This window comes from Arthrobacter sp. QXT-31, assembly GCF_001969265.1.
Taxonomy (GTDB): domain Bacteria; phylum Actinomycetota; class Actinomycetes; order Actinomycetales; family Micrococcaceae; genus Arthrobacter.
In genome coordinates this window covers 990,992-1,008,139 of record NZ_CP019304.1, presented here as the reverse complement: position 1 = coordinate 1,008,139, position 17,148 = coordinate 990,992, and the positions used below count along the sequence as shown (strand labels likewise).

Below are 17,148 nucleotides of genomic sequence, written 5' to 3'. Positions count from 1 at the left end.
CTTCCGTGGCCATTGAATTTCAGCACGGTGTGTCCCCTAGTTGAGCTTTGCTTCCGTGATGGCGCCTGCCTCGAGGCCCCAATTGGCGAGCGACTGCTTGTATTCGGGACTGTCCAGAACGGACTGGACGGCCTTCTGCAGGGCCGGCGTCAGTGGTGATCCCTTCTTTAGGCCGATGGCAGCCACGTGATCGGAGCGCGTATCCATCTGTGGCGTCAGGATCGTGAAAGTGTTCGGCTGCTGCTTGGCTGCCCAGGCCAGCGCCGGGGTGTCATAGAAGACACCATCGATGCGCTTCGAGGTCAGCTGCGTGAGGGCTTCCTGGACGTTGGGCAGGGTGACGCCGTTGATGGCAGGCTTGCCCTTGGAAGTGCAGGTCCATTCGGAGACGTTCGGCAGATGCTTCAGCTGCGCATTGGAGCCCTTGGTGACCGCAATGTTCCTGCCGCACATATCGTCATTGCTGATGTTCAGCGGGTTGCCGTGCGCAACGGCAACCGAAACGCCTCCGTTGAAGTAATCGATCATGTCCAGCACCTTCAAGCGCTCAGGGGTGGGGGACATTGTGGTGGCGGTGAAGTCGTAGCGGCCGCCGTCAAGGCCGGGAATGATGGTGTCGAAAGAGGTGTTCTCGAACTTCAGCTTCAGTCCAAGCTTCTTGGCAATCAGCCGTGCCATGTCCGGGTTGAGGCCGATGGGGGTGGTGTTGTCCTCAGCCAGGAACGTCGTCGGGGGATAATGCAGGTCCATCGCGACCGTCAGTTCGCCCCGGTCCTTGTAGGACTGCGGCAGCAGCTTGACCGCTGACTCGTCGGGCTGGACTCCCTCCGAGATGTCAGCCGTATTTGACCTGCTCGAGCCCTCCTGTGCCGGATCGCCGCTTCCGCCGATGCCGCACCCCCCGAGTGCAAAGAGAATGGCCAACACTGCAACGACTTGCTGGAGGTTGCTTCTGCTTTTCATCGGTACTTCCCGGGGCGGGGTGCTGTTGGGGGGGTTTTTGGGCTATTGCTTCCTACTCAATAATGCAACCACGACGGATCGCAGATCATCGACAATTTACAAAAACTTTTTGTGGGAAACGCAGAGGTGGCCGGCTCCACGGGAACAGGCCACCTCCGCGCTACGGATCCTGCTCGGGGAAGCACCCTAGAGGGTGATTTCCCCGTCTTGCCTTGTGACGGTGAGATCCTCAACCGCTTTTTGCAGGTGACGTTTGACGGCCTGCTGCAATCCTTCTCTGTCTCCTGCCTGGAGCAGGTCCAGAAGTTCCTGATGTTCCTGGACCAGCACGTCCAGGCGGGGGTAGGAGACTTCCAGGTTGAGTATGCACATCCTGGATTCGGCCGCGAGGGTCTCGTATATACGGATCAGCCGGGTATTGCCCGTTCCTGCAACAAAGGTGGTGTGGAATTGCATGTCCAACCGTGCAATCGCCTGCCAGTCGGACGCGGCAACGTGCTTCGCCATGTCCCTGACGATTTCCTTGAGCACCCGGCAGGTGTCGTTGATCTGGTCCTGCCCGGCTTCCAACAAGGTGCTGGAGGCGGCCAGTTCCACCGCCTCCCGGACGGCGTAGATCTCTTCGACGTCGGCGGTCGACAGCTCCAGGACGAAGACCCCCCGGTTACGGTGGCTGACCAGGAGACCCTCCTGGCACAGGCGCTGCAGCGCTTCCCTGAGCGGGCCCCTGGACGTCCGCAACTGGGCGGCCACTGCAGACTCATTGATCTGCTGTCCGGGACGGAAGGTCCCCTGGACGATCTGTTCCCGCAGCTGATCGGCGATCAGCTGCGCCGTCGGTCTTCCTTCCAGGACAAACAGTCCTTCTGGTGCCGCCATTGACATCCCCCTCATTTCATTCTTCGGCCTAAAGGCCCTCTAGACCGCTACTGCTGTGTACTTCGTTTCCAGGAATTCATCGATGCCAATCTTGCCGCCTTCGCGTCCCAGGCCGGACTGCTTGACGCCCCCGAAGGGTGCTGCAGGATTGGAGACCAGGCCGGTGTTCAGTCCGACCATGCCTACTTCCAGGTCTGCGGAGAAGCGCAGGGCCTTTTCCATGCTCTCTGTAAAGACGTAGCCCACCAGGCCCCATTCGGTGTCGTTGGCGAGGCGCAGCACTTCGTCCTCGCTGTCGAAGGGCGTAATGCCCGCGACCGGACCGAAAATCTCAGTAGTCATCATATCTGCGTCCAGGGGCACGTCGGTCAGGACGGTGGGGGTGTAGAAGTATCCCGGACCCTCCGGGCGGCTGCCGCCTGTCAGGATGCGCGCGCCCTTGGCGACCGCATCGCTGACCAGGTTCTCAACCTTGTCCAAGCCCTTCTGTTCGATGAGGGGTCCGACGTCGGTTCCCTCCAGTGCGCCGTTGCCCACTTGCAGTTCGGAGATCCTCTTGGCGAACTTCTCGCTGAATTCCTCGATGACGGAGCGGTGCACGAAGAAGCGGTTCGCAGCGGTGCAGGCCTCGCCCATGTTGCGCATCTTGGCCTTCATGGCGCCGTCCACGGCTTTTTCAATGTCCGCATCGGCCAGGACGATGAACGGGGCGTTTCCACCCAGTTCCATGGAGGAGCGCATGACGTTCTCGGCCGCCTGGCGCAGCAGGATCTTGCCGACCTCGGTGGAGCCGGTAAAGCTCACCTTCCGTGCAATGCCGCTGCTCATCCAGTGTCCGACAACTGTGGAGGCGCTGGAGGTGGTCACGACGTTCAGGACGCCGTCGGGCAGTCCTGCCTCCCTGAAGATTTCAACCAGGGCAAGGGACGTCAGCGGTGTCAGCTCGGCAGGCTTGAAGACCATGGTGCAGCCCGCGGCAATGGCCGGGGCGATTTTGCGGGCACCCATGGCCAGCGGGAAGTTCCACGGGGTGACCAGTACGCACGGGCCGACCGGTTCCTTGGTGATCATGATCCTGTTTTTGCCGTCAACGGAGGTAGCCTGATCTCCGCCGATGCGGACGGCTTCTTCTGAGAACCAGCGGAGCATTTCTGCGCCGTAAGCCACTTCGCCCTTCGCCTCCGCCAAAGGCTTGCCCATCTCAGCCGTCATGATCGCTGCGAGACGGTCGGTGTTGGCAATAACCAGCTCAAAGGCGCGGCGCAGGACGTCGGCCCGTGCCCGGGGTGTGGACTTCGCCCATTCTGCCTGGGCGCGGCCTGCGGCCTCGATGGCCCGGGCTGCGTCTTCGGACCCGCCGTCGGCCACGTGGGCGATGATTTCATGGGTGGCCGGGTTTTCTACAGGGAAAGTGGCGCCGCCGGCGGCGTTCTGCCAGGCGCCGTCAATGAACAGCTCGGTGTGGAGGCCAGTGGGGTCAAATGAAGAGCTCATGTCACGCTTTCAAGGATCGTAGGGGGATTAGGAGGTGGCCGTCTTCAGCGCCTGGGTGAACCTGGTCAGCCCTGCCTGGATCTCGTCGCTGCTGACGTTGAGGGGCGGGATGATGCGGATGACGTTGCCGTGCGGCCCGCAGGTGAGCAGGAGGAGCTCTTCCTTGATGGCTTCCTGCTGGACGGCCAGGGCGGTAGCGGCATCAGGGACGTTGTCCGCCGTGGTGAATTCGATGCCTTGCATGAGGCCGCGGCCGCGGACGTTTCCGATTCCCGCAAAGTCTGCCTTGAGGCCTTCCAGCCCGGTGCGCAGCTCATCGCCGCGGAGCAGGGCGTTCTCCACCAGGTTTTCGCGTTCAATGACGCCGAGGGTCGCCACGCCGGCCGCGGCGGCGACGGCGTTTCCGCCGTAGGTGCCGCCCTGGGAGCCGGGCCAGGCCTTGCCCATCAGTTCCGCCGAGGCGGCAATGGCCGAGATCGGGAAACCGCTCGCCAGGCCCTTGGCGGTAATGACGACGTCGGGGCGAATCCCTGCCCAGTCGTGTCCCCAGAACTTTCCGGTGCGGCCCACGCCAGCCTGGACTTCGTCCACGATGAGCACGATGCCGTGCCGGTCAGCCCGTTCCCGCAGGCCCTGCAGGAACGCCGGGGGAGTGGGGATGTAGCCGCCGTCGCCGAGGACGGGTTCGATGATGAAGCCGGCAGTGTCTGCTGGGCTGCTGATGCTGAGGAAGAGGTGGTCCAGTTCCTTCAGTGCGAAGTTGACTGCTGTTTCCTCGTCCCAGCCGTACCGGTACGAATGCGGGAAGGGCGCGATGTGCACCCCGCCCATGAGGGGGGAGAAGCCGGACCGGAATTTGGTGCCTGCGGTGGTAAGGGAGGCAGCGCCCACCGTCCTGCCGTGAAAGCCGCCCTGGAAGGAGATGATGTTGGGCCGGCCCGTGGCCATCCGCGCAAGGCGGACGGAGGCTTCCACTGCCTCGGAGCCGGAGGTGGCGTAGAAAACGCTGTCCAGCCCCGAGGGCAGGAAGTCTCCCAGCCTTTCGGTGAGCTCAAGCAATGGCTTGTGCATCACGGTGGTGTACTGGGCATGGACAATCTTGCCCACCTGTTCGCGGGCTGCCGCTACGACGTCGGGGTGGCAGTGTCCCGTACTCGTAACGCCGATTCCGGTGGTGAAATCGAGGTACTTTTTACCGTCGGTGGCGTGGATCCAGCTGCCGAGAGCATGGTCTACGACCACCGGAGTTGCCTGCTTGAGGAGGGGGCTGAGAGTTGCCATGGCTTCATACTTTCTTAGGAACTGTAAATTGTCAACAATATGCGATCAGTGCGATCGCAGCCAGCTTCTAACTGTCGGCGTCAGTTGGTCCTGTACCGTCGGGGCCTTACGAAATCCAGGCCTTCAAAGGGCCGTTTGCCCAAGGCCTCGTGCGCGGCTATTTCCCCGTAGCCAGTGGCATTCTTGAAGCCGCCTCCAGAGAAGCCGGTGGCGCAGTAGATCCTGCTGACTTCGCTGAATCGGCCAAGGAGGGGGTTTCCGTCCTTCGTGAACAGGTCGGGGAAGGCGTCTGTGCGGACAATGGTGGGGTGCAGGCCGGGGAAGAACTCGGTGACGGTTTCGGTGGTTTCTGTGATCTCCCCGGGGGTGAGGTCCCGGAGGACGGAGTCGGCGGAGGGTGTGGGTTTGCCGCGTCCGTCCAGGGTTGCCTTGACAGTTGCGCCGTCAACGGCGGGCGCACCATACATGGAGCGGTCGCCTGAAATCCGGATGAAGATGGGGAATCGGTCGGGTGAGAACTCGGCCGGGTTTTTTGCGAGGAACCAGGTCAGGAAGATCCGTTTGGTTTGAGTTGCGGTTTTCAGGTAGTCGGGCATGAGGCGCTGGGACCAGCCGCCGGAGGAAACGATGACGTTCTCAAACGTCCAGGATCTGCTGCCGGAGGTGATGAGGACGCCGTCGTTGGTTTCCTCGATGCTGTCAATGGGGGTGTTGGTGTGAATGGTTGCCCCGTTCGCCTGCGCGGCGGTGACAGCGGCGGTGACGGCTCGTTCGGTGCGCAGGGCCCCGGCGTGGGGATCGTAGACGGCGATGTCGTCATCGCGGAGGTTGTGCTGGGGGTAGCGCTCTGCCATGTCTTCGCGGGTAAGGATTTGGTGCTCGGCGCCGGTGGCGCGGGTGGTGTCGAGCAGCGCGGAGAGGTAGGGGCCGTTGTTCGTTCCGATGGACAGTCCCCCGCAGCGGGTGAGGATGTTCTGGCCGGTTTCGGCTTCGAGTTCGGCCCAGAGGGCACGGGAGCGTTCCAGGATGAGGTAGTAGTCGGGGTTGCCGCGGTAGAGCATGCGGAACAGGCGGGTGTCTCCGCCTACGGCGCTGCGGCCGTGGGCGGGGGTTGCTGCTTCGAAGCCGGTGACCGAGTCGGTGAGGCGGGAGGCTTGCCAGAGGGCCATGCTTCCGATGCTGCCGAGGCCGATGACGGCGAGTTCTCCGTCCATGTTTAGAGCACCTTGTCCAGGAAGGCCTTGGTGCGGGCTTCCTTTGGATTGCGCAGGACTTCCCGGGCGTCGCCGCGTTCAACTACGTAGCCGTCGTCCATGAAGATCAGGGAGTCTGAGACTTCGCGGGCGAAGCCCATTTCGTGGGTGACCACGACCATGGTCATGCCCTTCTTGGCCAGGTCCTGCATGACCATGAGGACTTCGCCGACTTTTTCCGGGTCCAGGGCGGAGGTGGGTTCGTCGAAGAGCATGATCTCGGGGTCCATGGCCAGGGACCGGGCGATCGCGACGCGCTGCTGCTGTCCGCCGGAGAGCTGGGCGGGGTAGTAGTCCCCGAACCCGGCAAGGCCCACACTGGCGAGCAGTTCGTGTGCCCGTTTCGCGGAGGCTTTCTTGTCGGCGCCTTTGACCAGCACGGGCCCGGACATGACGTTTTCCTCGGCGGTCATGTTGGGGAAGAGGTTGAACTGCTGGAAGACCATGCCGACCCGGGTGCGCTGGGCGGCGAGTTTCTTGGGCGGCAGGGCGTGATAGGCGGTGTCGGTTTCGTAGTAGCCGAAGTCTTCACCGTTGACCTTCAGGACTCCGGAGTCGACGGTCTCCAGGCCGTTGATGCAGCGCAGGATCGTGGATTTGCCGGAACCGGAGGGGCCGATGATGCAGCAGATCTCGCCGCTGGCGATGTCCAGGTCGATGTCTTTCAGGACTGTTTTGGGTCCGAAGGACTTGCGGATTTTGCGGGCGACAATAGTTCCGTCGGTGCTCATCGGGCTATACCTTCCGTGTCTGTCAGCGTAACGGCCTTGGCTTTGCGGGGAAGCCTGGAGGTTGCGCGGGAGTATTTTTGCTCGAGCTTGGACTGCGGGTAGCTCAGCAGCAGGGTCATCACCAGGTACCAGAGGCTGGCGACGATCAGCAGCGGAATGGTCTCGTAGGTGCGGGCGTAGATCAGCTGCGCACTTTGCAGCAGTTCCGCGACGCCCAGGACGCTGACGAGGGAGGTTCCCTTGAACATGCCGATGACCTGGTTACCGGTAGCCGGGATGATCGAGGGCATCGCCTGGGGAATGATGACCTTGCGCATCTTCATGCCCGCGCTCATCCCGAGCGAGTCCGCGGCCTCGATCTGGCCCTTGCCCACGGCCGAGAAACCGCCTCGGATGATTTCGGCCATATAAGCGGCCTCGTTCAGCGTCAGGCCAACCAGGGCTGCTGTGATGGGGCCCATGATCGCGTTCGTGTCCACCGCAGTCCCGATGTTGGTGAACGGGATGCCGATGGTCAGGTTCGGGTACAGGGCGGAGATGTTGAACCAGAAAATCAGCTGCACCAGCACCGGGGTGCCGCGGAACAAGGTGATGTAGATACCGGCCGCGATGGCAACCGGCTTCACGCGCGAGGAGCGCATGACCGCCAGGGCCAGCCCGAGCAGGGTGCCCAGGGCCATGCTCGCGACCGTGAGGAAGATCGTGAGCATCAGCCCGCGCAGGATCGACTCAGCGAAGAAGTACTTCCCGACGATGTCCCACCTGAAGTTGGGGTTGGTCAGGACCGAGGTCAGGATCCCGATGCCGACAAGGATGCTCAGGACCCACCCGGCGTACTCGGCGGGAGTCCGAAGCTGAAGCCGCGGCTTCAGGGCTGCATCGATGCTACCCATCGCTGCTTCACTTCCTTTTCTAGTAGCTGTAACCATCAAGGCCTCCCGCTAGTTCAGCTTGGCGTCGGTGATGGCCCCGGACTCCAGGCCCCAGGTCTCCAGGGACTCCTTGTACTCCGGGGTCTTCAGGACGGACTGGACAGCTGCCTGCAGCGCCGGAGTTAGCGCCGAGCCCTTCTTCACACCGATCGCGGTCACGTCGTTCGAACCGACATTGACCCGGCCAAGGATGGTGAAGGAACCTGGCTGCTGCTTCTCAGCCCAACCCAGTGAGGTCGTGTCATACAGCACGCCGTCGATCCGCTTGGAGTGCAGCTGGGTCAGGGCCTCCTGGACGTTGGGCAGTGTCACGGCGTTGATCGCCGGCTGTCCCTTGGAGGTGCAGGTCTGCTCGTTGAGGGCCGGGAGGCGCTTGAGCTGCCCGGTGGAGCCCTGGGTCACGGCGATGTTCTTTCCGCACAGGGTCTCTACGGTGAGGTTCTGCGGGTTCCCGGCGGCAGCGGCCACGGAGTTGCCGGCCCGGAAATAATCGATCATGTCCAGCACCTGCAGCCGCTCCTCGGTCTTGGACATCGTGGTGGCGGTGAAGTCGAAACGCCCGCCGTCCAGGCCTGGGACGATCGTGTCGAACTTCGTGTCAACGAACTTCAGCTTCAGGTCCAGCTTCTTGGCAACAAGCCGGGCAACATCCGGGTTCAGGCCAATCGGGGTGGTGTTGTCCTCCGCGAGGAACGTCGTGGGCGGGTAGTGGAGGTCCATCGCGACCGTCAGCTCGCCCTTGTCCTTGTACGACTGCGGCAACAGTTTGACCGCTGCCGCGTCAGGCTGGACGCCCTCGGAGATGTCGGCAGTGTTCGAGGTCCTGGAATCTCCCGTAGCTGTGCCCCCAGTGGCCGAGCCGCCACAGGCGCTCAATGCCAATACGACGGCGAGCCCTGCGGCTGCGGTCTGGACTTTGTTTCTGGTCTTCATGGTGCTTCCCTTCGGATGGTTCCGGCTGAGTTGGATCGGCCAGAACGGAGTGCATATATCGCAGGACCGGCTGCCCGATATCCCTTGCGTGGACGCCGGGCCGGCGCCCGACGTGGTGTGCTTCATGCGGGGTTGTGATCCGGATCTCCTCCGCATCTAAGCCAATGCAACCGCCTCAGAACAGGATTGTCAACAATTGACGAAAAGAAAAATGGTGGCTTAACGAGACCTGAAGGGGGGCCGCCAAACTGTTGACAATTTACAATTTTCGGTCCTAGAGTCGATGTATCGGGTGGCGGAGTCCCCTGCCACGGGGAAGAGTCCAACTCGCTCTGAACTTGCCCTGGAACCGCAATGAGGCTCGCATCCGGGCCCCCACACAACTTCAAGAAACGGACGAATCATGGCAGAGACCAACTCCCGGCCGAAGTACATCTCTTTTGATGTTTACGGCACGCTTATCAACTTCGACATTGATCCCACGACCCGCCGTCTGTTGGATGGGCGTATCTCTGAGGAGCAGTGGCCCACGTTCAAGAAGCAGTTCCGCGGGTACCGGTTCGATGAGGTCCTTGGCGACTACAAGCCATACGAGGCGATCCTTCAGGACTCCTTTGACCGCGTGTGCAAGCGCTGGGGAATTGGACCGACCCCCGGTGCCGGCGCAGAGTTTGCTGAGGCTGTACGCGGCTGGGTCGCCCACGAGGACGTGCCGGCTCCGCTGAAACTGATGGGCGACAACTACAAGCTGGTGGCCCTGTCCAACGCCGACACCAGCTTCCTGGACATCAGCATCCCGAAGCTCGGTGCAGACTTCCACGCCGTATACACGGCTGAGCAGGCCCAGGCCTACAAGCCGCGCTACCAGGCGTTCGAGTACATGCTGGACACCCTCAATGCCAAGCCGGAGGACTTCCTGCACATCTCCTCGCACACACGCTACGACATGCACCCGATGCACGACATGGGCTTCCGGAACCTCTGGGTGCTGGACCGTGGCTACGACCCCATTGGCCCGGGCTACGACCTCAACGTTGCCAAGTCCCTGGACGAGATCAACAAGCACCTCGGTCTCTAAACCGACGTCGAGGCGAAAGGTCACACCATGAAACTCGTTCCCTATTGGCTGGACACAGCCGAGCCCTCCGGTGACTACCGGCGCACCCCCGTGCCGGAGAACGTCGACGTCGCGATCATCGGCGCCGGCTTCACCGGCCTCTCCGCCGCGCTCGAGTTCGCGAAGCAGGGCGCGAGCGTTGCGGTCTTCGAACGCCACACCGTCGGCTGGGGCGCGTCCGGCCGCAACGGCGGCATGGCCACCACCGGCCTGGCCATCGGCTTCAGCACCGCGGTCAAGCGCTACGGTGAGGCCCGCGCGGTGGAATACTTCCGCGAGTACAACGACGCGATCGAGAGTATCGAGAAGATCGTCCACGACTACGCGATTGACTGCGACTTCAAGCGCTTCGGCAAGCTATCCCTGGCCTTCCATGAGTCCCACAACGACGGCTTCCGGAAGTCCCAGGAGCTCCTGGCCAAGCTTGTGGACCACCACGTCACGTTGATCCCGAAGTCCGAGATCCACTCCGAGATCGGCACGGACTTCTATAAGGGCGCGATGATGGACCCGCTCGGCGCGGGCCTGCACGTGGGCAAGTTCTCCCACGGTCTGGCGGGGGCGGCCGTCGGTGCCGGCGCGGTGGTCTGCGAGGACGCGGGCGTGACCGAGCTCAAGCGCATCAACGGCACGGTGCACGACGTGCACACCACCCGCGGGATCACCCGGGCCAAGCAGGTCCTGGTCGCGACGAGCGGCTACACCGGCAGCGTCACCCCGTGGATGCAGCGCCGCGTGATCCCCGTGGGCAGCTTTATCATCGTCACCGAGCCGCTGCCCGAGGACGTCGTGAACCGCATCCTGCCGAACCGGCGGATGGCCTCGGACAGCAAAATGCTGACCTACTACTTCCGGATCACTCCGGACAACCGGCTCCTCTTCGGCGGCCGGGCCCGGTTCGCACTCTCGAGCCCGGACTCCGACGTCAAGAGCGCCGAGATCCTGCGCAAGGCCATGCTCGAGCTGTTTCCCTACCTCGACAAGGCCCGGGTGGACTACATCTGGGGCGGGCTCGTGGACCTGTCGATGGACCAGATGGTCCACGCCGGCGAGCACGACGGGCTCTTCTACTCGCTCAACTACAGCGGCCACGGGGTCCAGATGGCCGCGCACATGGGCAAGCGGATGGCGCACTACATGGGCGGAGACAAGTCCGCCAACGTGTGGGGTGACCTGAAGAACCCGCCCGTGCCGGGCCACTTCGGCCCGCCGTGGTTCCTGCCCTTCATCGGCGCAGCAGCCAAGATCATCGACCGGGTCAAGTAGACCGGCGAACGAAGCACCAGCCGAATCACCTAGCCGACTCATCTAGACAAGGGATCACATGTCGCTATCGACGCCCCTCGCTGACGCATGCCCGGAAACAGGGTACAGCCGGGCACAAATCGCCAAACTCCCCGGGGGAGCCTTCATGGAAGGGCAGTGGCAAACCGCTGACCTGACCGTGGAGGTCCGGGATCCTCAGGACGGCCTGCTGTTGGGGCGGGTCTGCACGTCTACTCCGCAGGATGTGCGCCGGGCCATCGCCCACATTCATCGGCACCTCCGGATCCAGGACTGGCCGTTGCGGTCCCGCCGGGAGGCGCTGGAAAACGCGGCGCTGCTGCTGACGGAGCGGGCTGCGTACTTCGCCAACATCATCGCCGCCGAAAGCAGCAAGACCATCACCGAAGCCGAGCGAGAGGTAAGCCGGTGCGTGGAGACCCTCCGGCTGTCCGCAGCGGCATCGAGCGAGCTGGCGGGGGAGACCCTCGGGTTTGAAGACAGCATGGCCGGCGGGAACAAGATCGGCTGGTACAGCCGGAAACCGGTGGGCATCGTCGCGGCAATCACGCCGTTTAACGATCCGCTGAATCTGGTGGCACACAAGCTGGGCCCGGCCCTCATCGGAGGCAACGGCGTCGTACTTAAACCCTCCACCCGGACCCCGCTGACCGGGCTGGCCCTCGTCCAGCTGCTGCTCGAGGCCGGCGTCCCGTCGGGACGCCTCGCCGCGATCGTCACCGGTCCCGGTGTCTCCCGGGCGCTCGTCACCGACCAGCAGGTGGACCTGATCTCCTTCACGGGCGGCCCGGCGACGGCGGAACGCATCGCCGCCGCTGCCGGGTCCAAGAAGATCCTCTCGGAGCTGGGCGGCAACAATGCCACGATCGTCTGCCCCGACGCCGATGCCGATGCGGCCGCGAAGGCGATCGTTGCCGGAGCGTTCGGAGTGGCGGGACAGAACTGCCTTTCCGTGCAGCGCGTCTACGTCCACACCTCGCTGTTCGAGGAGATCCTGGCACAGGTGACGGTGGGCACCAAGTCCCTCACAACGGGACCCAAGCTTGATCGCAGCACCGACGTCGGTCCGCTGATTTCCGAAGACGAAGCCAAACGTGTCGAGGAATGGGTGGAGGAGGCAAAGGCAGCCGGGGCCCGGGTCCAGGCCGGCGGGCGGCGACGCGGCACCTTCTATGAGCCGACCGTGCTGACCGACGTGCCCTCGGAATGCAAGGTGATCAGGGAGGAAGTCTTCGGGCCGGTGGTTACCATCATTCCGTTCATCGAGATCGCCGACGCCATCCATGAGGCCAACGACACAGCCTACGGTCTCCAGGCAGGCGTCTTCACCCAGTCCATTGACCGGGCCCTGACCATCGCCGAGCAGCTGCACGTGGGCGCCGTGGTGATCAACGAGACCAGCGACGTCCGCATCGACTCCATGCCCTTCGGCGGTTTCAAAAAATCCGGCGTCGGCCGCGAAGGCGTCCGCTACGCCGTCCATGAAATGACCGAACCGAAGAACACCATCATCAACCTTGGAGAGCAGCCACGCTGGCAAAGCCTCGGCCGTCTGGCGGGGACCTCATGAGTAGGCACAGCATCGCAGTCATCGCTGGAGACGGCATCGGCAAGGAGGTCGTCCCGGCCGCCATCGCCTGCCTGGAGCGGATCGCGGACCTCCATTCGCTGAGCCTGGAGTTCACGTCCTTTGATTGGGGCTCCGACTATTACCTCAGTAACGGGAGGATGATGCCGGTTGACGGGCTGGAACAGCTCGCAAGGCACGACGCCATCTTCCTGGGCGCCGTCGGGTCCCCGGAGGTTCCGGACACGGAGTCCCTGTGGGGGCTGCTGATCCCGATCCGGCGTGAATTCCAGCAGTACATCAACCTCCGCCCGGTCAAAACGCTCGACGGCGTCGCGTCACCTCTTGCGGCGGAGAACCCGATCGACCTCCTGATCGTTCGGGAGAACAACGAGGGCGAATACTCAGAGGTCGGCGGGCGGATGTACCGCGGGCTGCCGCACGAGAGCGCGGTGCAGGAAACCATCTTCACCCGGCTCGGCGTCTCCCGCGCCGCCCGTTTCGCGGCGTCCCTCGCCTCGTCGCGGTCGGGGAAGCTGACATCGGCGACGAAGAGCAACGGCATCATCCACACTATGCCGTTCTGGGACGAGGTTGTGGAGGAGACCGTCAAGGACTATCCCGGCGTCAGCGTCACGCATGAGCTCGTGGACGCCCTCGCCGCGCACATGGTCCTCAAACCGTGGACCCTGGACGTGATCGTAGCCTCCAACCTGCTCGGGGACATCCTCTCCGATCTGGGCAGTTCCGTGACCGGCTCGATCGGGCTCGCGCCGAGTGCCAACCTGAATCCGGAAGGTGACTTCCCGTCCCTTTTCGAACCGGTCCACGGCTCTGCTCCGGACATCGCCGGCAAGGGTTTGGCCAATCCGGTCGGCCAGATCTGGTCCGGGGCCATGATGCTCGAACACCTCGGCCACCCCCAGGCGGCAGCCCACCTGCAGGCAGCGTTCGAGTCGGCCCTCCGGAACGGGCACGGAACCCGCGACGTCGGCGGAACCTCATCGACGTCGGAATTCACGGCCGCCGTACTCACCGCCATCGACGCGCTTGCCCCGCTGCACAGGGTGGCCGCACCGGACGGGCCGGCCCTGGCGCCGGACGGGGCGGCTTTGGCGCCGGACGGGGCGGCCGTCTTCGGGACTGCTGCGCCATGACCGCTGTTCGGCAGGGCAGGCGTCCGGTTGTTGCCGCCCTTTACCGGGAGGCGCTGCCGCCCCGCCTGGCCGAAATCGAGGAACTGGCGGAGGTCCGGCTGACCAAGGCCGACGGCTTGGCGGAGGCGCTGGACGGCGCGGATGTGCTGTACCAGTGGCACTCCTTCTCACCGGCCCTGAAGGAGAACTGGGGCGCGGCGGCAACCCTGAAATGGGTTCATGTTTCCGCCGCCGGCGTCAGCCAGTTGCTCTTTGATGAACTGATCCGCAGTGACATCACCTACACGAACTCCCGCGGCGTCCTGAGCCGGTCCATCGCCGAGTTCGCTCTCGGCTTTGTGCTGGATCTGGCCAAGGACGCCCACGGTTCGTTCCGGCTGCAGCAGCAAGAGCGCTGGCAGCACCGGGTCACCCGCAAGATCCAGGGTCTGGGCGCGCTGGTGGTCGGCACCGGATCCATCGGCCGGGAGATCGCCCGGCTCTTCAGCGCCGTTGGCATGAAGGTGGACGGGGCCGGCCGCGCTGCCCGCGCAGGCGACGCCGACTTTGGGCAGATCCACTCCTCCCGCGACCTGTCCCGGATCGTGGGTGAATACGACTTCCTGGTCTTGGCTGCGCCCCTGACAAACGAGACCAGGGGCCTGGTTAGTGCCGCGGTCCTGGCCGCCATGAAGCCGTCCGCGCACCTGGTCAACGTCGGGCGCGGGGAGCTCGTCCACACAAACGCCCTGACCGAAGCACTCGCCGCCGGCTCCATCGCCGGCGCCGCCCTGGACGTCGTGCACCCCGAACCCCTGCCCGAAGGACATGCACTCTGGGGCATGGACAACGTCATCATCACACCTCACATGAGCGGCGACACCGAAGATTACCTCGATGACCTCGGCAAACTCTTCGTCGACAACCTGCGACGGTACTGCAACGCCGATCCGCTGCAGAACGTCGTGGACAAGTCCCTCGGATTCGTCACCGCTTCTTGAGTCCTCTCCACCAAACAACCCATCGATTGCTCCGCAAGCGCCGTTTTGAGCGTCCAAAAGGGCACCTGCGGAGCAGTCGGCTACCGCTTCGTCATCGACGCAGACACCTTCCGAAGCAAGCAGAGAAAGGCGTTCCCACTATGTCAGTTGCATCTTCCACCCCCCTTGCACGTGGCAGCCGGGCCAAGCGTGGTGCGGCCAAGCCGCCTAGCTACAGCGTGGGTGACCGCGTCCTTTTTGAAACAGAGGGAACCGCCGGGTCCGGGGTCATCGATGACCTCATGCCGGATGGTTCTGTTGTCTGGGTCTGGCCCGATGACGCCATGGGCCGCAAAATGCTCTACGCCGCCGACGCGCTGTCGGTTCGGCACGAAGACGCCTCGCACAAGCGACCTAGCCAGTAGGAAGAGTGCTTATGCGAGGCCCAATCAGGCGTTCTGATTATTCGGCGAGCGCCTTGATGACCTCCTTGGCCACGTCCTCGCTGGACTGCGGGTTCTGGCCGCTGATCAGGTTGCCCTCGCGCACCACGTGGCTGGCCCAGTCCGGGCCGGTCTCCACGTTGGCGTCCTTTCCTCGCAGTGCCGTCTCCACGAACCACGGCGTGTTTTCCCCGGTGCCGCCGGTCATTTCCTCCGAGTTGGTGAAGACCGTGAGCTTGCGGCCCGCGAAGGCGAACGCACCGTCGTCGGCCGTGGCGCTGAGCAGGGCCGCCGGGCCGTGGCAGAAGGGTGCGATGATCTTGCCGGCGCCGTTGGCCTCCACGAGGATCCGGCCGAGGTCCTTGTCCTGGAAGAGGTCGGCCATGGGGCCGTGCCCGCCAGGCAGGACGACGGCGTCGTAGGCGGACATGTCGACGTCGGCCAGCACCAATGGCGCGAAAAGGTCCACCTCGATCATGTCCAGATAGGTGCGGAAGTCCTCCGCCCGTTCCTCACTGCCCACCGTCTCGGCCTGCAGGCTCAGCTTGTCCACCGTGGGTTTGACCCCGCCAGGAGTGGCGAAATCCACTGAATGTCCCGCCTGCTGAAGGGTCCGGTGCGCCACCACCAGCTCCTCGGCCCAGAATCCGGTGGGATGCTGGCTGCCATCCTTCATGGTCAGCGAGTCGGCCGCCGAGACGACCATCAGAATGTTAGCCATTGTCCTTGCTCCTTGTGTGTGGATTTCCTGGTTTAGGCTCAGCCGGCCCAGTTCCTCAGCCGCAGCTGCGGTTCCTCACCGCCGGACTTCTGCACGAGGACCTGGTTCACGCCGGTCAGCCCGTTCTCGAAGCCGAGCGCGCTGGCCGCCATGTACAGCCGCCAGATCCGGGCCCGTCCTTCGGAGGTGAGCCGGACTGCTTCGTCCCACTGGTCCTCGAGGTTCCTGACCCAGGCCCGCAGGGTCAGGGCGTAGTGCCGGCGGAGGGCCTCGACGTCGAGCACTTCGAAGCCGCCGTCCTCCAAGCCCGTGACCACCGTCCCCAGACTGAGCATCTCGCCGTCGGGGAAGACGTAACGGGGAATGAACGAGTCGGGGTCATCCTCGGTGGGTCCGGCGTTCCAGGAGATGGAGTGGTTGAGCAGCCGCCCGCCGGGACGCAGCAGGCCATGGAGTTGCGAGACATACCGGGGGAGCTGCTCGCGGCCGACGTGCTCGGACATGCCCATGGAGCTGATCGCGTCGAAGGGGCCGTCGTTCACATCTCGGTAGTCCTGGACGCGGATGTCCACGCGCTCGGTCAGCCCGGCCTCGGCCACACGCTTCCGGGCTAGGTCCGCCTGCTCCGTGGATAGTGTGACGCCGACGACGTTCGCCCCGTAGCGCTCAGCCGCGTGCAGGGCGAAGCTTCCCCATCCGCAGCCCACGTCGAGCACACGCTGGCCCGGCTTCAGCCCGAGTTTCCGGCAGATCAGGTCGAGCTTCGCCTCCTGGGCCCCTTCCAGGCCCGTGCCCTCGTCGGACCAGACGGCGCATGAGTAGACCAGCGACGGGCCCAGGACCAGCCGGTAAAAGTCGTTGCCGACGTCGTAATGGTGCGAGATGGCTGCGGCGTCCCGCTTCCTGGAGTGCCGCCTCCCGTGCTTCTCGACCTTGGCCTCCTCCGGTGGGGGAGCGGGGTTGGGCCCCAGCGCCCCCAGCCGGACACCGGTCTTTAGCAGCGTCCACAGCTCCCGTGGTGTCAGCGGAGTGAAGGGGCCGGGCTCGGCGAACTTGCCGGCGGAGCTGAGTGCCGCGAAGACGGCGAAGATGTCGCCGTGCGCGCTGATCTCGCCGGCGACATACGCCCGGCTCAGTCCCAGCTGTCCCGCCGACCAGAGGATCCGCCGCAGCGCCCTTCGCGACGTGAACTCGATCAGCGGCGCGTCAGCAGGGCCTGCTTCGGAGCCGTCCCAGGCCCGCAGCCGGACCGGAATCTGCTCGGTGCCAGGCCCCCTCTTATCCGGGTGCCCGGTGCCCGCGTCCCCGGTGCCGAGAACGATGGCCAATGCCTTGGCAAGTTTTGGTGCCGCTCCGGTCGTCTTTGCCATCTTCGTCGCCTCTCATCCGCTCCCCAGCCCGCCGGGATGCGCCATTGCAGTCCCGTGGAAATAA

At 64.1% G+C, this 17,148-nt stretch carries 16 protein-coding genes; 6 read left to right on the top strand and 10 right to left on the bottom strand.

The features are described 5' to 3' along the window. Positions 1–36 precede the first annotated feature (36 nt). The 8 genes from BWQ92_RS04585 to BWQ92_RS04550 all read right to left on the bottom strand — a co-directional run bounded on the left by BWQ92_RS04585 (position 37) and on the right by BWQ92_RS04550 (position 8,466). The gene (locus BWQ92_RS04585; RefSeq protein ID WP_076798494.1) at positions 37–963 is read right to left on the bottom strand and encodes an ABC transporter substrate-binding protein; all 927 of its coding nucleotides are present in this window, start codon (positions 961–963) and stop codon (positions 37–39) included. Between the two features lie 186 nt (positions 964–1,149). After that, positions 1,150–1,842, bottom strand: coding sequence for a GntR family transcriptional regulator (locus tag BWQ92_RS04580; protein ID WP_076803507.1), 693 nt, complete (start codon positions 1,840–1,842; stop codon positions 1,150–1,152). Between the two features lie 39 nt (positions 1,843–1,881). After that, complete coding sequence (locus BWQ92_RS04575; protein ID WP_076798493.1) at positions 1,882–3,336, bottom strand: NAD-dependent succinate-semialdehyde dehydrogenase; 1,455 nt, start codon at positions 3,334–3,336, stop codon at positions 1,882–1,884. A gap of 27 nt (positions 3,337–3,363) precedes the next feature. After that, the gene (locus BWQ92_RS04570; protein ID WP_076798492.1) at positions 3,364–4,617 is read right to left on the bottom strand and encodes an aspartate aminotransferase family protein; all 1,254 of its coding nucleotides are present in this window, start codon (positions 4,615–4,617) and stop codon (positions 3,364–3,366) included. A gap of 80 nt (positions 4,618–4,697) precedes the next feature. After that, positions 4,698–5,831, bottom strand: coding sequence for an FAD-dependent oxidoreductase (locus tag BWQ92_RS04565; protein WP_076798491.1), 1,134 nt, complete (start codon positions 5,829–5,831; stop codon positions 4,698–4,700). A 2-nt stretch (positions 5,832–5,833) separates the two neighbouring features. Beyond that, positions 5,834–6,601: an amino acid ABC transporter ATP-binding protein gene (locus tag BWQ92_RS04560; RefSeq protein ID WP_076798490.1), complete on the bottom strand. Its 768-nt coding sequence runs from the start codon at positions 6,599–6,601 to the stop codon at positions 5,834–5,836. Then, positions 6,598–7,494: an amino acid ABC transporter permease gene (locus tag BWQ92_RS04555; protein WP_076798489.1), complete on the bottom strand. Its 897-nt coding sequence runs from the start codon at positions 7,492–7,494 to the stop codon at positions 6,598–6,600. Before BWQ92_RS04555 ends, BWQ92_RS04560 begins: the two co-directional genes overlap by 4 nt. A 48-nt stretch (positions 7,495–7,542) precedes the next feature. Then, entirely contained in the window at positions 7,543–8,466 is a 924-nt protein-coding gene (locus BWQ92_RS04550; protein ID WP_076798488.1) for an ABC transporter substrate-binding protein, read from the bottom strand. 403 nt (positions 8,467–8,869) lie between these two features. On the opposite strand from BWQ92_RS04550, the gene BWQ92_RS04545 reads away from it, so the two are divergent. From BWQ92_RS04545 to BWQ92_RS04520, 6 genes are all read left to right on the top strand, one after another. Beyond that, a complete protein-coding gene (locus BWQ92_RS04545) occupies positions 8,870–9,544 on the top strand; it encodes a haloacid dehalogenase type II (RefSeq protein WP_076798487.1) in 675 nt (224 codons plus the stop codon). 27 nt (positions 9,545–9,571) lie between these two features. Further along, positions 9,572–10,849 carry an NAD(P)/FAD-dependent oxidoreductase gene (locus tag BWQ92_RS04540; RefSeq protein ID WP_076798486.1) on the top strand — a complete coding sequence of 426 codons (1,278 nt, stop codon included), beginning with the start codon at positions 9,572–9,574 and terminating at the stop codon, positions 10,847–10,849. Between the two features lie 145 nt (positions 10,850–10,994). Continuing rightward, positions 10,995–12,437 carry an aldehyde dehydrogenase family protein gene (locus BWQ92_RS04535; protein ID WP_236783099.1) on the top strand — a complete coding sequence of 481 codons (1,443 nt, stop codon included), beginning with the start codon at positions 10,995–10,997 and terminating at the stop codon, positions 12,435–12,437. Next, positions 12,434–13,591, top strand: a complete 1,158-nt coding sequence (locus tag BWQ92_RS04530) for a tartrate dehydrogenase (protein ID WP_076798484.1) — start codon at positions 12,434–12,436, stop codon at positions 13,589–13,591. Before BWQ92_RS04535 ends, BWQ92_RS04530 begins: the two co-directional genes overlap by 4 nt. After that, a complete protein-coding gene (locus BWQ92_RS04525) occupies positions 13,588–14,571 on the top strand; it encodes a D-2-hydroxyacid dehydrogenase (RefSeq protein WP_076798483.1) in 984 nt (327 codons plus the stop codon). Before BWQ92_RS04530 ends, BWQ92_RS04525 begins: the two co-directional genes overlap by 4 nt. A gap of 140 nt (positions 14,572–14,711) precedes the next feature. Continuing rightward, positions 14,712–14,975 carry a hypothetical protein gene (locus BWQ92_RS04520; RefSeq protein ID WP_076798482.1) on the top strand — a complete coding sequence of 88 codons (264 nt, stop codon included), beginning with the start codon at positions 14,712–14,714 and terminating at the stop codon, positions 14,973–14,975. 37 nt (positions 14,976–15,012) lie between these two features. Here the strand turns inward: BWQ92_RS04520 and BWQ92_RS04515 are convergent, their stop codons facing one another. Further along, the gene (locus BWQ92_RS04515) at positions 15,013–15,714 is read right to left on the bottom strand and encodes a type 1 glutamine amidotransferase domain-containing protein (protein WP_076798481.1); all 702 of its coding nucleotides are present in this window, start codon (positions 15,712–15,714) and stop codon (positions 15,013–15,015) included. A 38-nt stretch (positions 15,715–15,752) separates the two neighbouring features. Next, complete coding sequence (locus BWQ92_RS04510) at positions 15,753–17,084, bottom strand: SAM-dependent methyltransferase (RefSeq protein ID WP_076798480.1); 1,332 nt, start codon at positions 17,082–17,084, stop codon at positions 15,753–15,755. Positions 17,085–17,148: the final 64 nt, after the last annotated feature.

Excerpts from the sequence above, each read along its gene's own strand:
- BWQ92_RS04545 (WP_076798487.1), top strand. The coding sequence starts at position 8,870 with ATGGCAGAGACCAACTCCCGGCCGAAGTACATCTCTTTTGATGTTTAC.
- BWQ92_RS04565 (WP_076798491.1), bottom strand. The coding sequence starts at position 5,831 with ATGGACGGAGAACTCGCCGTCATCGGCCTCGGCAGCATCGGAAGCATG.
- BWQ92_RS04555 (WP_076798489.1), bottom strand. The coding sequence starts at position 7,494 with ATGGGTAGCATCGATGCAGCCCTGAAGCCGCGGCTTCAGCTTCGGACT.
- BWQ92_RS04585 (WP_076798494.1), bottom strand. The coding sequence starts at position 963 with ATGAAAAGCAGAAGCAACCTCCAGCAAGTCGTTGCAGTGTTGGCCATT.
- BWQ92_RS04510 (WP_076798480.1), bottom strand. The coding sequence starts at position 17,084 with ATGGCAAAGACGACCGGAGCGGCACCAAAACTTGCCAAGGCATTGGCC.
- BWQ92_RS04570 (WP_076798492.1), bottom strand. The coding sequence starts at position 4,617 with ATGGCAACTCTCAGCCCCCTCCTCAAGCAGGCAACTCCGGTGGTCGTA.
- BWQ92_RS04515 (WP_076798481.1), bottom strand. The coding sequence starts at position 15,714 with ATGGCTAACATTCTGATGGTCGTCTCGGCGGCCGACTCGCTGACCATG.
- BWQ92_RS04575 (WP_076798493.1), bottom strand. The coding sequence starts at position 3,336 with ATGAGCTCTTCATTTGACCCCACTGGCCTCCACACCGAGCTGTTCATT.
- BWQ92_RS04580 (WP_076803507.1), bottom strand. The coding sequence starts at position 1,842 with ATGGCGGCACCAGAAGGACTGTTTGTCCTGGAAGGAAGACCGACGGCG.
- BWQ92_RS04550 (WP_076798488.1), bottom strand. The coding sequence starts at position 8,466 with ATGAAGACCAGAAACAAAGTCCAGACCGCAGCCGCAGGGCTCGCCGTC.
- BWQ92_RS04520 (WP_076798482.1), top strand. The coding sequence starts at position 14,712 with ATGTCAGTTGCATCTTCCACCCCCCTTGCACGTGGCAGCCGGGCCAAG.
- BWQ92_RS04560 (WP_076798490.1), bottom strand. The coding sequence starts at position 6,601 with ATGAGCACCGACGGAACTATTGTCGCCCGCAAAATCCGCAAGTCCTTC.
- BWQ92_RS04530 (WP_076798484.1), top strand. The coding sequence starts at position 12,434 with ATGAGTAGGCACAGCATCGCAGTCATCGCTGGAGACGGCATCGGCAAG.
- BWQ92_RS04540 (WP_076798486.1), top strand. The coding sequence starts at position 9,572 with ATGAAACTCGTTCCCTATTGGCTGGACACAGCCGAGCCCTCCGGTGAC.
- BWQ92_RS04525 (WP_076798483.1), top strand. The coding sequence starts at position 13,588 with ATGACCGCTGTTCGGCAGGGCAGGCGTCCGGTTGTTGCCGCCCTTTAC.
- BWQ92_RS04535 (WP_236783099.1), top strand. The coding sequence starts at position 10,995 with ATGGAAGGGCAGTGGCAAACCGCTGACCTGACCGTGGAGGTCCGGGAT.